Below are 14277 nucleotides of genomic sequence, written 5' to 3' on the forward strand. Positions count from 1 at the left end.
CGCGTAGGACTCACCTGTCGACAGTCGCGCACCAGTCGATCCCGAGGCGCCGCCGGACACCGGGGGCCCGGTCGACCCCGACCCCGCCACGGCGCCGGGGCCGGCTCCGGCTCCGTGGCGGGGTCGGCGTCGACCGGGACCGCGGTGTCCGCGGGCGCCTCGGGCTCGACAGGTGCGCCACTGTCGACAGGTGACTCCTCCTCGCCCTCGCCCGGAGCCTCCGGCTCCACGGACGCGTCGGCTCGCTCCTCGGTCGGCGCGGGTGCCGTCGTGACGGTCGTCGCGGCGGCCATGTCCGGCACTGCCAACGGCGCGAACGCCAGCAGGAGGGCTGCGGCAGAGGTGGACTTGCTGAGCGGGGGCATTCGGGGCTCCGATCGAAGGGGTCGGTAGCCATCGTATGCAATATGTATTTCACATGCAATGCATTGCACGGATTCAGGGCCGTCCAGCGCATCCGGATCGCGCACACAGGCCAGATGCGGAAGTATGTGTCGGTGACGATCATGACGGAACGGCCGGTCGACCAGGCATCGAGCAGTGAACCGGAGCAGCCCGGCAACGCCACGGCGAAGCACCGGAACGTCTCACTGCTCTCCGTGGCGACCACCACGGCAGAGCGTGTGACGACCTCGGCCGACATCGAGGCCAAGCTCCGCGGGGTCCTCCGTCGACTCCGTCTGCCGATGGGTCTGCTCGAGCGCGTCGCCGGGGTCATCGAGCGTCGCAACTGGGGCGAGGGCCAGACCTTCCAGGACGCCGCGATCGACGCCGGCCGCCGTGCCATGGCCGAGGCCGGTGTCCGTCCGGACGAGATCGGGCTGCTCATCAACACCTCGGTGACCCGTCCGCACCTCGAGCCGTCGGTGGCCGTCCGCCTGCACCACGGCCTCGGGCTGCCGTCGTCCGCCATCAACTTCGACATCGCGAACGCCTGCCTGGGGTTCGTCAACGCCATGAGCGTCGCCGCGGGCATGATCGACTCCGGGCAGATCAAGTACGCGCTCGTCGTCGACGGCGAGGACGCCGACCAGGTGCAGCTCAACACCATCGACCGCCTGAACCAGGGCGGTCGGAACCGCAAGGACTTCATGAGCGAGTTCGCCAGCCTGACCCTCGGGTCCGGTGCTGCCGCAGCCGTGCTCGGCCCGGCGGACCTGCACCCCGAAGGACACCGGATCGTCGGCGGCGTCACCCGCGCGGCGACCCAGTGGTACGACCTGTGCGTGGGCAGCGTCGACGGCATGTTCACGGACGCGAAGATGCTGCTCAAGGGCGGCATGGAGCTCGTCGTCGCCGCCTGGACCGAGGCCCGCGCCCACTTCGACTGGGCCGACATGGACCGCTACGTGCTGCACCAGGTCTCCGACGTGCACACCAACGCCTTCGTCGAGGCGATCGGCATCCCGCGCGACAAGGTCCCCACCACGTACCAGCGCTTCGGCAACGTCGGCCCCGCGTCGATCCCGATCACCCTGGCCGACGAGGTCGCATCCGGTGGTATCCGTCGCGGTGACCGCGTGTTCCTGGGGGGCGTCGGTTCCGGCATCAACACGGCGATGATGGAACTCCACTGGTGAGGTCCCGGCTGCCCCGCGTCGCCGCGAGCACGGCTCCGGCGACGCAGCCGCCCTCCCTGCCCGGCCTCGACCCGGCGTGGTCGCGTCTGGTCACGGTTGCCGCGTGGTCCGGAGAGCGGACGGGAGGAACGGATCGCGCCGCGCGCACCTGGCATCTCCTCGACACGGCCGGGTCCCTGGCCGCGCTCGGCGTGGAACCGGTCGGCACGATCCTCTGCGTGCACGGCAACCCGACCTGGTCGTACCTGTGGCGGTCGGTGCTCCGCACCTCGCTCGAGGTCGCTCAGGCCGGCGGCCCGGCCTGGCGCGTGGTCGCCGTCGACCAGCTCGACATGGGCTTCTCGGAGCGCACCGGCGTCGAGCGGGGACTGGCGCAGCGCGTCGCGGACCTCGGTGCCCTGACCGACGAACTCGGGCTGACCGGACCGGTCGTCACCCTCGGCCACGACTGGGGTGGTGTGGTGTCGCTCGGTTGGGCGGTCGACCACCCGGACGTCCTGGCCGCCGCGATGACGTGCAACACCGCCGTGCACCAGCCCGACGACGCCCCGATCCCCGCACCGCTGCGGCTCGCCCTCGGCCCGGGGATGCTCGGCCGCGCGACGGTCGTGACCCCGGCGTTCCTCGAGACCACCCTGGCCATCGCGCACCCGAAGCTCGACCGTGCCACAGCCGACGGCTACCGGGCGCCCTACCGCGGTGCCGCCCGTCGCGGTGGCATCGGCGGCTTCGTCGCGGACATCCCCGTCGACGCCCGGCACCGGAGCGCACCCGAACTCGACCGCATCGCCGCCGGGGTCGCCGCGCTCGACGTACCGGTGCTCCTGCTCTGGGGTCCGCGCGACCCGGTGTTCCTCGAGCGCTACCTGGACGACCTGACCGAACGTGTGCCGCACGCCGACGTCCACCGGTTCGAGGGCGCCGGGCACCTGCTGCCCGATGACGCCGACGTGGCGGGCGCGGTCTTCGACTGGCTCGGTGACCGCCTGCCGGACGGTGGCCGTCCTGCGCAGGCCCCCACGGGCCTCCAGTCCGACGTCGTGGACCCGGGCCAGCCCGCACCGGCGACCCCGCCGCTCTGGGCACGGCTCGACGAACTGCGCGAGAGCGACGAACCCGCGCTGGTCGAGATGGCCGCCGCCGGTGGCCCCCGCACGATCACGTGGCGACTGCTCGCCCGACGGGTCGACGAGATCGCCGCAGGACTCGACGACCTGGGCGTCCGGAGCGGCGACCGTGTCTCGCTCCTGGTGACCCCCGGCGCCGACCTGACCGCCGTCCTGTACGCCTGCGTGCGGATCGGCGCGGTCGTCGTCGTCGCGGACGCCGGTCTCGGACTCGGCGGCCTGACCCGCGCGGTCCGCGGCGCCCGACCCGACTGGATCATCGGCGCGCTGCCCGGGCTCGGGGCCGCGCGTGCCCTCGGCTGGCCGGGGCGACGCATCGCGACGCTCTCGCTGCCCGCACCGGCACGGAAGGCGCTGCGGGTGGAGCACACGCTCGTCGACGTCGCCCGCCGTGGCGCCCGCCGTCTCGCGCACGGCGCCGCGCTGCCGGCGGCACCGTCGCCGGACGCACCCGCGGCCGTGCTCTTCACCTCGGGATCGACCGGGCCGGCGAAGGGCGTCGTGTACACCCACGGGCAGCTCAGCGCCGTCCGGGACGCGCTGGCCACCCAGTACGACGTCGGAGTCGGCACCGGCCTCGTCGCCGGGTTCGCGCCGTTCGCGCTGCTCGGTCCGGCCCTCGGAGCACGGTCGGTCGCGCCCGACATGGACGTGACCGCGCCACGCACCCTGACGGCGAAGGCGGTCGCGGCCTCGGTCGCCGCGGCCGACGCCACCGTCGTGTTCCTGTCGCCGGCGGCCCTGGCGAACGTCGTCGCGACCGCGTCGGAGCTCACCGACGCCGACCGGCAGGCGCTGAAGGGCGTGCGGCTGTTCCTGTCGGCCGGGGCTCCCGTCTCGGCTGCGCTGCTCACCGCGGCGACCGAGCTGATGCCGAATGCCAGCGCCCACACCCCCTACGGCATGACCGAGGGACTGCTCATGACCGACGTCGACCTCGACGGGGTCCGTGCCGCCGGTCGGTCCGACGACGAGGGGATCTGCGTCGGGGTGCCGGCAGCGAACGTCCGCGTCCGCATCGCGCCGCTCGACGGTTCCGGGCGCTCGACCGGAGCCCTGACGGACGAGCCCGGGATCACCGGGGAGATCGTCGTCGCGGCACCCCATGTGCGCGACCACTACGACCGGCTCTGGCGCACCGATCGGGTCTCGCGCCTCGGCGTCGACGACCCGCGCGGGCACCGCACCGGGGACGTCGGACACCTGGACGCCGCGGGACGGATCTGGGTCGAGGGCCGACTGCAGCACGTGCTGGTGACTCCGGACGGGGTCGTCACGCCGGTGGGACCGGAGCAGCGGATCGAGGGCGTCGACGGTGTCGAACGCGCCGGCGTCGCGGGCATCGGGCCGGTCGGCACACAGCAGGTGGTGGCGGTCGTCGAGACCGACCCTGCCGTGCGCCGGCCGGGTCTGGCGTCGCCGTCGCTCGCCGCAGCGATCCGTGCCGCCGCCGGGGTGCCACTCGCCGCGGTGCTCGTCGTGCCCGTGCTGCCGACCGACATCCGGCACAACTCCAAGGTCGACCGCACCCGGCTGTCCCGCTGGGCCGGTTCGGTGCTGTCCGGCGGACGGATGGTCCGCCCGTGATCGGCGCGTTCGGCGCGTTCTCACGCGCTCACCGACACCTCACGGGCCGTCGGGGGCGTGAGGTGTCGGTGAGCACGAATCGCCGACCCGTCGCGGTGCTGTCCGGCGGACGGATGGTCCGCCCGTGAAGGTCCTGGTCACCGGGGCCAGCGGGTTCCTCGGACAGGCCACCGCCGCCGCCGTGCGGGACGCCGGCCACGAGGTCCGGACGTTCCAGCGCCGTCCTTCGGGAGTGCCCGGGGTGCAGGACGTCGCCGGGACGATGACCGACGACGCCGCGATCGCCCGCGCGGTCGACGGGGTCGAGGCCGTCGTGCACCTGGCGGCGAAGGTGTCACTCGCCGGGGACCCGGCCGACTTCGCCCGGGTCAACATCGAGGGCACCCGCTCACTGCTGGCGGCCGCCCGTGCAGCCGGCGTCGGGCGCTTCGTCTTCGTGTCGTCGCCGTCGGTCGCGCACACCGGGTCGTCGCTCGTCGGGGCCGACGCCGGTCCGGCCGAGCCGTCCCGTGCCCGAGGCCACTACGCCCGCACCAAGGCCGCGGCGGAGCTGCTGGCACTCGACGCCGACGCCCAGGACTTCGCCGTCGTGGCGGTCCGGCCGCACCTGGTGTGGGGTCCGGGCGACACCCAGCTCGTCGGACGGATCGTCGAGCGTGCCCGCGCCGGACGGCTCCCGCTGCTCGACTCCGGCGCCGCGCTCATCGACACGCTCTACGTCGACAACGCCGCGACGGCCATGGTCGCGGCGCTCGAGCACGTCACGGACGACGGCGTCCACGGCAACGCCTACGTCGTCACGAACGGTGAGCCCCGACCGGTCGCCGACCTGCTCGCCGGCATCTGCACGGCGTCGGGCGTCCGACCGCCGCAGTGGCACGTGCCGGCCGCGGTCGCGCGGGCCGCGGGCTCCGTGGTCGAGGCCGTCTGGCGCGTCCGACCGGGCGAGGACGAACCGCCGATGACCCGGTTCCTGGCCGAACAGCTCTCGACGGCGCACTGGTTCGACCAGCGACGGACCCGGAGCGACCTGCGGTGGACCCCGTCGGTGTCGATCGACGACGGGCTCGAACGGCTGCGCGCCGCGGCTCAGGCCTCGTCGGCCGCCACGTAGACCCAGGCCGTCGAGCCCGAGGCCAGCGTGACCCGGATGCGCTGGTAGTCGGCGACCTCGTAGCCGTCGACCGCGCGGAGCTGCCATTCGTACCCGAGCGTCAGGGCCACACCCTCGACGACGTCGTGCGCGGAGCCGCGGCGGAGGATCGGGTGCCGGTCGGAGCCGCTCGTCCGGATGACGTCCGGGTCGGTGATCGTCACCCAGTCGAGCCGCCAGCCGGGCAGGGAATCCGGGGTGGTGGGGACGTGGTCCCCGAACAGCGACTCCTGCACGAGCGGCTGCTGGAGCGTGCCGTACGAGAAGACCCGGTGCGTCTCGCCGGGGCGCGGCGTCGGACGCTTGACGGGGCGCGGAGCGACCGCCGGGGTCGAGGTCCAGACGAGTGCACCGGCCAGGCCGGTCAGGCCGAGGTGCAGCAGCCCGATGATGCCGAGGGCGCTGCCCCAGGAGATCCCGGAGTCGTCGCCGAGGCAGCGGGACTGCGGCCAGATCTCGGAATCGGAGAGGCACCCGTACCGGTTCGTGATCCCGACCACCAGCCCGATGACGCCGACGACGAGACAGACGAGCGCGAACGCGCCGAGACCGATGACCCAGCGCTGGCCGGGGGAGAGACGCTTCACGTCGCGAGGCTAGCGGACGGGCAGTGGACTCCGGGACCACCCGGGTGGGCCGACCTGGTCGGGTGGGGCGGGCCTCCAGGCCGGGACCGTGTGCACGACGTCAGCCGGTGAAGCGGGTCCAGAGCTCGGTGACGATCGGCCAGACGTCGCCCGCGCGGTCGGCGGAGCCGACGGCGACCAGGACGACGGGGACCAGGGTGACCGCCACGCTCACCAGGACGGCGAGCACGACGGCGGTCGTCGCGGTGGCGGTCTGCCGGCGGGTCAGGGCGAGCAGGAGCAGGCCGAGCACCACGACCGCACCGAGCAGGGCGATCAGGGTGACGCGGACGAACGGGAACGGCACGAGGCCGGCGGTGGTGGCGGTGACCCCGCCGAGGAACCCGACCAGCGGCAGGAAGCCGCCGACCGCGACGGCGAGGACGAGGAAGACCCCGATGCCGCCGGCGATCCAGACGCCGCGGGGTCGGGGACGCCGGGCACGGGGCCGGCGCCCTCCGGACCAGGCGGTGGTCACGGCTGGTCCCGGTGACGGGGAGCCGTGGCGGCATCCGCTGCCGCATCGGCGGCGACGGCTGCGTCGTCGGCAGCGTCGGCCGCTGCATCGGCAGCGTCGGCGGCCCGGTCGCTGGTCGTGCCGGCCGCGTCGACGACGACGTCGCGGGCCTGCTCGGCGGCGTCCTTCGCAGACGATGCCGCGTCGGCGGCCTGCTCGGATGCCCGGGCGAGCGACTCCGAGGCGGCGTCACGCAGACGCTCGCCCGTCTCGGCGGCGTCGACGGCACGCTTGGTCGTGTCGGCGGTGGCGTCGGCAGCCTGCTTCGTCGCGTTCGCCGTGGCCGACGCAGCCTGCTTCGTCGCATCGGCCGTGGCCGTCGCGGCACGCTTGGTCGCGTCGGCGGTGGTCTCGGCGGCCCGCTTGACCGCGTCGCCGGTCGACTCGGCCGCCTGCTTGACCGCATCGGTCGCCTGCTCGGCGGCCCGGCCGAGCGGTGACTGCTCGTCGTCGAACGGACCGTGCACGTCGAGGACGCGCACGTCGACCGAGGTGCGGAGGTCGGACAGCTGCCGCGTCGCTGCGGTGACCTGCTGCCGGACCTCGGCGGCGACGTCGAGCACCGGGTGCGGGTAGCTGACGACGACGGCGACCTGCACGCTGAGCACGCCGTCCTGTTCGTCGACCTGCACGCCGGTGGTGCCCGCCGAACGGCCGAGCTGCTTCCGCAGCTGGTCGGCGGCACGGGCGGCGATCCCGCCGAGGTGGTGCACGCCGGGCACGCCGAGCGCGGTCTCCGCCGCGGTGCGCGCGACGATCGTCGCGGTGCTCGCGTCGTCGGGCAGCGGCTCCGTCAGTGCTGCGGGCAGGGCCACCTCGGTGACCTGCGTGTTCGCATGGGGGTCGTGCTGCATGGTTCCTCCTCGTTCGGGATCTGCGCGGGGACGCATCGGGGCACCCGTTCGACGGGTGCCCCGATGCGGTCGTGCGACCTACTTCTTGAAGACGTCCTTGACGTCCTCGCCGGTCTGCTTCGCGCTCGCAGCGGCCTGGTCCTTCTTGCCTTCGGCGACCTTCGAGTCGTCGTTGGTCAGGTTGCCGACGGCTTCCTTCGCCTTGCCGGCGAGGTCCTGAGCGGCGTTCTTGATCTTGTCGTCGAGTCCCATGACGGGTCCTTTCGTGGGTGGGCGTACGCCCGGTGGTGTGGTGGTGGGCCGGGAGGCCCGGGGTGCGTCCGGCTGACGGGTGTCAGTGGACGCGGGTCGACTTCGCGAGCGCGGAGCGGGTACCGCCGGTCAGGTGCACGAGCACCGGGACCGGACGGCCGAGGGTGCGGTCGAGGACCGCGACGGCTCGGTCGACGGCGTCGAGCACGCTGACGGCGTCCCCGCCGCGGCGGACCGCGACACGGATCCGGGCGGCGCGCTGCCGGCGGACGAGGTAGGTGTCGACCCGGGAGCCGACCACGTCGCGGACACCCGCGAGTTCGTGCTCGAGGACGTCCCGGACGAGTGCGACGTTGACGGTGACGGCATCGTCGCCCGAGTGCTCCCGGACGGCGACGGACGTGCCGCCACCACCGCGGGTGAACACCCACACGAGCGACAGGACGATCACGAGGGCCGCGGCCCCGGCGACGATCCACAGCGCGGACGCGGGGACGTCGAGGCTGCGGGGGAGGTCGACGTACGGCTTGACGGCGTCCTGGACGGCGGGCAGCACGCCCGCGCCCATCGCGATCCCGACGACCACGGCGACGAGGCCGAGGATGAACAGGATGATCCGGTTGAGGGTCCGGTTGCTCTTGGTCATGCGAGGGTTCCCTTCTCCTCGACCCGGACGCGGACGCGTCGGCCGAAGCGCTCGTCGAGACCGCTCAGACGCTCCACGACGGCGGCGCGGACGCTCGCCTCGTCGACCGGCACACCGGTGACGGGGACGATGCGGACCTCGGTGGAACGGCCACGGGCGGTGGCGGAGGCGTTCCCCTCGGGGACACCGGCCGCCATGCCGGCAGCGTTCGCCGCGGTGGAGGCGACGATGCGGGCGTCGATGACGACCGCACCACGCTCGTGTTCGACGACCGATCGGTGCTGCCGGCCGGGCTTGAGCGCCAGGACGACCAGCACGACGCCGAGGACGACGAGCACACCCGCGATGACCTCGACGACGGTGACGAACGCGGCGTCCGGACGGAGCGCCGTGTCGACCACGGTCTGGGGGTCGGCGACCAGCGGCGGGCGTCCGATGGCGCTGAGCACCGCCTCGGTGCCGATCCAGGCGGCCACCAGAGCGAGCACCACGAGTGCCACCGCCACTGCTGTGGAGCGGGAGCGGTGCACGCTCCGACGACGGATGCGTCGTTCGACGGAACCGTTGCTCATGATGGCCTCCTAGCGGGCCCGGGACTCGTGCTCACGCACGATCCCGGTGAGTTCGATGTGGGCACTGCCGACGCGACGCCCGGTCAGGTCGCTCACGCGGCCCTTGACCTGGTCCGCGATCCGGATCGACCCGGAGACGATGTCGTCGCTCGCGGCGATCGGCCCGGTGATGTCGAGTGACAGTGCTCCCGCCGCGTCGCCGAGTCCGACGCGCACCCGCTTGGCGGGGGCGCCGAGCCCTTCGGCTGCGACGGCCCGCGCCAGCGAGGTGAGCGCGCGTGCGGTGATCTCGACGCGGCCCGGGACGTCCGGGCCGGCGTTCACCGGGAGCTCCGGCGTCCGGTCAGCACGTCGGTCAGGGCACCGCGGTCGATGCGACCGGTGGCGAGTGCGGCCACGAGGGCCCCGATCGCACCGAACACGATGACGAGCACGAAGCCCCAGAACCCGAACTGCAGTGCCACGACGGCGAGGACTGCGCCGATGAGGGCGCCGATCAGCGTGTTGCTCATGCGACTCGGGCTTCCTTCTTCTCGTCCTCGTTGTCGTCGTCGTCACCCGGGATGTAGACGTCCTGGACGGTCACGTTGACCTCGGCGACCTCCATGCCGACGATCTGCTCGAGGGCACGGGCGACACCGGCACGGACGCCGTCGGCGACCTGCTGGAGCGACACCGGGTACTCGGCGACGATCACGATGTCCGCGGCGACCTGCTTCTCGCCGACCTCGACCTTGACGCCCTGACCGAAGTCACGCTGGCCGATGGCGTCGCGGATGGCGCCGATGGCACGGGCTGCGCCGTTGCCGAGGGAGTGCACGCCGTTGACCTCGCGGGCGGCGATGCCGGCGACCTTCGACACGACGGTGTCGTCGATGACGGTCTTGCCGGTGACGCCGCTGGTGCCGGCGTGCGAGGTGGCACGGGTCGCCGTGGTGGCCGGGGTGGGGGTGGTGGTGTCAGCCATGTTCGTTCCTTCCGTTGACCCGCCGGGCGTTCCCAGCGGTTGCTGTTCACGGATGAGACGGGCTGTGGAAGAGATTCGTCACACACGACTTCTCGGATTCGGGTGATGTCCAGGGATCCCCGGAAAACCGGGGATGTGGGTGTACCCCCGGGGTGTTCCGTCCGGCCGTTCAGCCGATTCCGGCCGCGCCGTTGCGCTCGGCAGCGGCCCGCATAGCACGCACACAGGCCATCGGGGACTCGCCGCGCTCCTCGCGGAAGAGCTGCTGCAGCCGTCTGGGGAGCACCCCTGCGGCGGCCGCGATGTCGTCGAGCGTGAGCGGGTCGTCGAGGTGCTGCTCGATGTACGACACCGCACGACGGACACGCCACGACGCCTTGCCGACCTGCGGCTGCGCGGCCAGCGACGCGCGTTTCGTCACGGCGGGGTCCTCGCCGAACCGGTCGCGGTAGGTCTCGGCGAACCGGCCCGGGTTGGTGAAGCCCCAGCGGCGGGCGATCGCGGCGATGCCGGATGACACGAGCGGACAGTCCGCCGGGGCGACCGGGCCGCCCCGGTCCGCGCGGAGCAGCTCCTCGCGCACCCGGTCGAGGCGGTGGTCGCGGAGGAACCGGTGCGGCGTGGTGTCGAGCGTCCGGGCGAAGACGTCCTGCAGCCCGCGCTGGCTCAGTCCGCAGGCCGCGGCGATGGTGGGGACCGAAGGGCGTTCGGCGGCGTGCAGCTCGATGAAGCGGATCGCGTCGCGGAGCCGGTTCGCCACGGGGACGTCATCACCGCGGTTCCGGATGGGGAACGTGTCGAGGATGACGACGGCCAGCCGGCGGTTCAGCGCGGTCCGCATCGGTCCGAGCACGCGGTCGTCGACCAGGGCCGGCCCGAGTTCACGGATCAGGTGCCGCAGGGGTTCGCGCCGGGCGACGACCTCGTCCTGCTGGTCGAACAGCAGTGGGCCGTCGGGCAGGCGGTAGCCGAGGTCGCGGCCGACGCTCCGCAGGAACCGGTCGGACACGTGCACGCCGTTGTAGACGGTGCCGTCGGACTCGAACCGGTAGGCCTCGGATGCCGAGGCGATGTACGGGCTGCCCGGTTCGACGACGCGGGTGCGGTCGGCGAAGTGCATCTCGAGCCGGCCCTTGGTCAGCCAGAACACCACGTGGTCGTCCCGCACGCCGATGACCCCACCCCGCCGACCGCCCTCGGCCCGCATGGTGCGCAGCGACAGGTCGTCGTCGCCCACGACCGTGTACTCGTACCGGGTGTCGTCGGTGGCGAAGGTCTCGGAGGCGAAGTCCGAGCCGCCGTACTCGGCCGCGAAGATCTCGGAGTAGTCGGAACCCTCGCCGTCGGAGAACCGCAGCCGGCGGAATCCGTTCGTCGTCGAGGGGTCCATGCGCTGATCATGCCACCGGTTGCGCCCGGACGAGATCGAAATACCCTAGGGGGGTACCATATTGAGAACGGTGGAGGCGGACATGCACGAACACGTCGGGTACATCGGCGACAAGGACGACCTGCTCAAGCGACTCCGTCGCGCCGAGGGGCAGGTGCGCGGCATCGCGCGGATGGTCGAGGACGAGACGTACTGCATCGACGTCCTGACCCAGATCTCGGCGGCGAACCGGGCGCTCGAACGCGTCGCGTTGTCGCTGCTCGAGGACCACCTGGCGCACTGCGTCGCCGAGGCCGTCGCCGAGGGCGGGGACGCCGCCGACGAGAAGGTGCGCGAGGCCAGCCAGGCGATCGCCCGGCTCGTCCGCTCCTGACCCTGACGACCCACCACCGAGAAGGAGACACCATGACCACCGAAACGCTGCTCGTCGAGGGCATGACCTGCGACCACTGCGTGATGAGCGTCACCGAGGAACTCACCGAGGTCGACGGGGTGTCGGGCGTCGACGTCCGACTCGTCCCCGGCGGATCGTCCGAGGTCACCGTCAGCTCGGCGGTACCCGTCGACGCGGACGCCCTCCGCGCCGCCGTCACCGAGGCGGGGTACGAGGTCGTGCGCTCGTGACCGACCGCACCGTCGAACTCGACATCACCGGGATGACCTGCGCCTCGTGCGCGAACCGCATCGAGCGGAAGCTCGGCAAGCTGCCCGGGGTCACCGCCACCGTCAACTACGCCACCGAGAAGGCGCAGGTGCAGGTCGCCGCGGACGGCACCGCCGACCCCGAGGCGCTGATCGCCGCGGTGGAGTCGGCCGGCTACGGCGCCACGGTGCCGGCCCCGCCCGCCGCTGCTGACGCCGACCCCGCGGTGGACGAGGACCCGACCGGCCCGCTGCGCCGACGCCTGGTCGTGTCCGCCGTGCTCGCGGTGCCCGTCGTGGTCCTCTCGATGGTGCCGGCGCTGCAGTTCCCGAACTGGCAGTGGCTCGCCCTGACGCTCGCGGCGCCTGTCGCCGTCTGGGGGGCGCTCCCGTTCCACCGTGCCGCGTGGGTCAACGCCCGGCACGGTGCCGCCACCATGGACACCCTGGTGAGCGTCGGTGTCCTCGCCGCCTTCGGGTGGTCGCTGTACGCCCTGTTCTTCGGCGATGCCGGCACGACCGGCATGCACATGACGTTCTCGTGGTTCGCCACGGACCCCGAGGCCACCGACCTGTACCTCGAGGTCGCGGCGGCCGTGACGGTGTTCATCCTCGCCGGCCGGTACATGGAGGCCCGCGCGAAGACACAGTCCGGTGCCGCACTCCGGGCACTGCTCGAACTCGGTGCGAAGGACGCCACCGTCCTGCGCGACGGCGCGGAACACCGCGTGCCGACCTCGTCCCTCGTCGTCGGCGACGTCGTCGTGGTGCGACCCGGTGAGCGGATCCCGAGCGACGGCCTGGTGCAGGACGGCTCCTCGGCCGTCGACCTCAGCATGCTCACCGGCGAGTCCGTGCCGGTCGAGGTCGGCCCGGGCGACCGGGTCACCGGTGCCACGATCAACGTCGGCGGGCGGCTCGTCGTCGCGATCACGCGTGTCGGCGCCGACACCGAGCTCGCCCGGATGGGTCGCCTGGTCGAGGACGCCCAGACCGGCAAGGCCGAGGTGCAGCGTCTGGCCGACCGCGTGTCCGGGGTCTTCGTGCCGATCGTCATCGTGCTCGCCGTGCTGGCCTTCGTCGGCTGGCTCGTGTTCGGCGGCTCGGTCACCGCGGCCTTCACCGCGGCCTTCACCGCGGCCGTCGCCACCCTGATCATCGCCTGCCCGTGCGCTCTCGGGCTCGCCACGCCCACCGCGCTGCTGGTCGGCACCGGTCGCGGCTCCCAGCTCGGCATCCTGATCGGCGGTCCGCAGGTGCTCGAGCGCACCCGCGGCGTCGACACCGTCGTGCTCGACAAGACCGGCACCGTCACCACGGGGTCGATGACCCTGCGGTCGGTCATCGCCGTCGACGAGACCGAGGACGTCGTCCTGCGCCTCGCCGCAGCGGTCGAGGACGGCTCCGAACACCCCGTCGCCCGCGCCGTGACCACCGCGGCCCGTGCCCGGGGCGTCGACCTGCCCGAGGCCGAGCAGTTCACCGCGACCGCCGGCGCCGGTGTGCAGGCTGTCGTGGACGGCGACGTCGTGCTGGTCGGCACGACCCGCTGGCTCGCCGACTCGTGGTCGATCACCCTGCCAACGGTGCTGTCCGACGCCGTCGACCGTGCCGAGGTCGACGGGGGCACGGCGGTCGTCGTCGCCCGGAACGGCACGGCCCTGGGCGTGGTCGTCGTCGGCGACACCGTGAAGCCCGAGGCCGCCGACGCGATCGCCCGCTTCCGGGCGCTCGGCCTGCACCCGGTCCTGCTCACCGGCGACAACGACGGCGCCGCACGTGCGGTCGCCGCGAGCGTCGGCATCGACGAGGTGCACGCCCGCGCGACCCCGGCGTCGAAGCTCGAGACCGTCCGACGGCTGCAGTCCGAGGGGCGGAGCGTCGCGATGGTCGGAGACGGCGTGAACGACGCCGCCGCACTGGCCGCGGCCGACCTCGGCATCGCCATGGGCGCCGGCACCGATGCGGCCATCGCGGCGAGCGACATCACGGTCGTCAGCGGTCGGCTCACCGTGGTGGCCGACGCCATCCGACTGTCGCGCGCGACGCTCGGCGTCATCAAGGGCAACCTGTTCTGGGCGTTCGCGTACAACGTCGCGGCGATCCCGCTCGCGATGGCGGGGCTGCTGAACCCGGTGCTCGCGGGTGCGGCGATGGCGTTCTCGTCGGTCTTCGTCGTGACGAACAGCCTGCGGTTGCGTCGCTTCGCGGCGCAGCCGTGATCCGGCCACCGTCGTGAACCGGGCCGGCCGACCGCAGCACTGAACCCGGCAAGCCGACCGCGGCACGGAACGCGACCGGCCGGGAGGCGTGACGCGCGCAGCGAACGCGAGCCGCGCCTCCCGGCCGACTGTGCGCACCACC

General features: G+C 73.1%; 16 protein-coding genes. 6 read left to right on the forward strand and 10 right to left on the reverse strand.

Annotated elements, in window-relative coordinates; translation table 11 throughout:
* The first annotated feature begins 506 nt into the window (after positions 1-506).
* The 3 genes from DEJ12_RS15925 (at position 507) to DEJ12_RS15935 (ending at position 5408) form a co-directional block, all read left to right on the forward strand.
* Positions 507-1580 carry a 3-oxoacyl-ACP synthase III gene (locus DEJ12_RS15925; RefSeq protein ID WP_042537701.1) on the forward strand — a complete coding sequence of 358 codons (1074 nt, stop codon included), beginning with the start codon at positions 507-509 and terminating at the stop codon, positions 1578-1580.
* Positions 1577-4294: an alpha/beta fold hydrolase gene (locus DEJ12_RS15930; protein ID WP_258370636.1), complete on the forward strand. Its 2718-nt coding sequence runs from the start codon at positions 1577-1579 to the stop codon at positions 4292-4294. Before DEJ12_RS15925 ends, DEJ12_RS15930 begins: the two co-directional genes overlap by 4 nt.
* Positions 4295-4418: 124 nt before the next feature.
* Positions 4419-5408, forward strand: a complete 990-nt coding sequence (locus DEJ12_RS15935; protein WP_111030726.1) for an NAD(P)-dependent oxidoreductase — start codon at positions 4419-4421, stop codon at positions 5406-5408.
* Here the strand turns inward: DEJ12_RS15935 and DEJ12_RS18265 are convergent.
* The 10 genes from DEJ12_RS18265 to DEJ12_RS15985 form a co-directional block, all read right to left on the reverse strand.
* The gene (locus tag DEJ12_RS18265) at positions 5384-6034 is read right to left on the reverse strand and encodes a gamma-glutamylcyclotransferase family protein (protein WP_258370637.1); all 651 of its coding nucleotides are present in this window, start codon (positions 6032-6034) and stop codon (positions 5384-5386) included. The two genes, DEJ12_RS15935 and DEJ12_RS18265, sit on opposite strands and share 25 nt — an antisense overlap.
* A gap of 100 nt (positions 6035-6134) precedes the next feature.
* Positions 6135-6551 (reverse strand): MFS transporter permease, encoded by a 417-nt coding sequence (locus DEJ12_RS15945; protein ID WP_111030727.1) that lies wholly within the window; start codon positions 6549-6551, stop codon positions 6135-6137.
* Positions 6548-7444 carry an Asp23/Gls24 family envelope stress response protein gene (locus tag DEJ12_RS15950; RefSeq protein ID WP_181433178.1) on the reverse strand — a complete coding sequence of 299 codons (897 nt, stop codon included), beginning with the start codon at positions 7442-7444 and terminating at the stop codon, positions 6548-6550. Before DEJ12_RS15950 ends, DEJ12_RS15945 begins: the two co-directional genes overlap by 4 nt.
* A gap of 78 nt (positions 7445-7522) precedes the next feature.
* Complete coding sequence (locus DEJ12_RS15955; RefSeq protein WP_071246087.1) at positions 7523-7696, reverse strand: CsbD family protein; 174 nt, start codon at positions 7694-7696, stop codon at positions 7523-7525.
* 82 nt (positions 7697-7778) lie between these two features.
* Positions 7779-8342: a hypothetical protein gene (locus DEJ12_RS15960; RefSeq protein ID WP_111030729.1), complete on the reverse strand. Its 564-nt coding sequence runs from the start codon at positions 8340-8342 to the stop codon at positions 7779-7781.
* Positions 8339-8914, reverse strand: a complete 576-nt coding sequence (locus tag DEJ12_RS15965) for a DUF6286 domain-containing protein (protein WP_110864127.1) — start codon at positions 8912-8914, stop codon at positions 8339-8341. Before DEJ12_RS15965 ends, DEJ12_RS15960 begins: the two co-directional genes overlap by 4 nt.
* A 9-nt stretch (positions 8915-8923) precedes the next feature.
* Positions 8924-9238: a hypothetical protein gene (locus DEJ12_RS15970; RefSeq protein WP_111030730.1), complete on the reverse strand. Its 315-nt coding sequence runs from the start codon at positions 9236-9238 to the stop codon at positions 8924-8926.
* The gene (locus DEJ12_RS15975; protein ID WP_017885412.1) at positions 9235-9426 is read right to left on the reverse strand and encodes a DUF2273 domain-containing protein; all 192 of its coding nucleotides are present in this window, start codon (positions 9424-9426) and stop codon (positions 9235-9237) included. The genes DEJ12_RS15970 and DEJ12_RS15975 overlap by 4 nt, the downstream gene beginning before the upstream one ends.
* On the reverse strand, positions 9423-9881 hold the full coding sequence (locus DEJ12_RS15980; protein ID WP_071405961.1) for an Asp23/Gls24 family envelope stress response protein: 459 nt from the start codon (positions 9879-9881) through the stop codon (positions 9423-9425). Before DEJ12_RS15980 ends, DEJ12_RS15975 begins: the two co-directional genes overlap by 4 nt.
* Before the next feature lie 169 nt (positions 9882-10050).
* Positions 10051-11271 (reverse strand): helix-turn-helix domain-containing protein, encoded by a 1221-nt coding sequence (locus tag DEJ12_RS15985; RefSeq protein ID WP_111030731.1) that lies wholly within the window; start codon positions 11269-11271, stop codon positions 10051-10053.
* 82 nt (positions 11272-11353) lie between these two features.
* On the opposite strand from DEJ12_RS15985, the gene DEJ12_RS15990 reads away from it, so the two are divergent.
* The 3 genes from DEJ12_RS15990 to DEJ12_RS16000 are packed head-to-tail and all read left to right on the forward strand — an operon-like array spanning position 11354 to position 14135.
* Positions 11354-11644, forward strand: a complete 291-nt coding sequence (locus DEJ12_RS15990; protein ID WP_027466001.1) for a metal-sensitive transcriptional regulator — start codon at positions 11354-11356, stop codon at positions 11642-11644.
* Between the two features lie 32 nt (positions 11645-11676).
* Positions 11677-11895: a heavy-metal-associated domain-containing protein gene (locus DEJ12_RS15995; protein WP_181433179.1), complete on the forward strand. Its 219-nt coding sequence runs from the start codon at positions 11677-11679 to the stop codon at positions 11893-11895.
* On the forward strand, positions 11892-14135 hold the full coding sequence (locus DEJ12_RS16000; RefSeq protein ID WP_111030732.1) for a cation-translocating P-type ATPase: 2244 nt from the start codon (positions 11892-11894) through the stop codon (positions 14133-14135). Before DEJ12_RS15995 ends, DEJ12_RS16000 begins: the two co-directional genes overlap by 4 nt.
* The last annotated feature ends 142 nt before the right edge of the window (positions 14136-14277 follow it).

The organism is Curtobacterium sp. MCLR17_059 (genome assembly GCF_003234665.1).
In the GTDB taxonomy this organism is placed as follows: domain Bacteria; phylum Actinomycetota; class Actinomycetes; order Actinomycetales; family Microbacteriaceae; genus Curtobacterium; species Curtobacterium flaccumfaciens.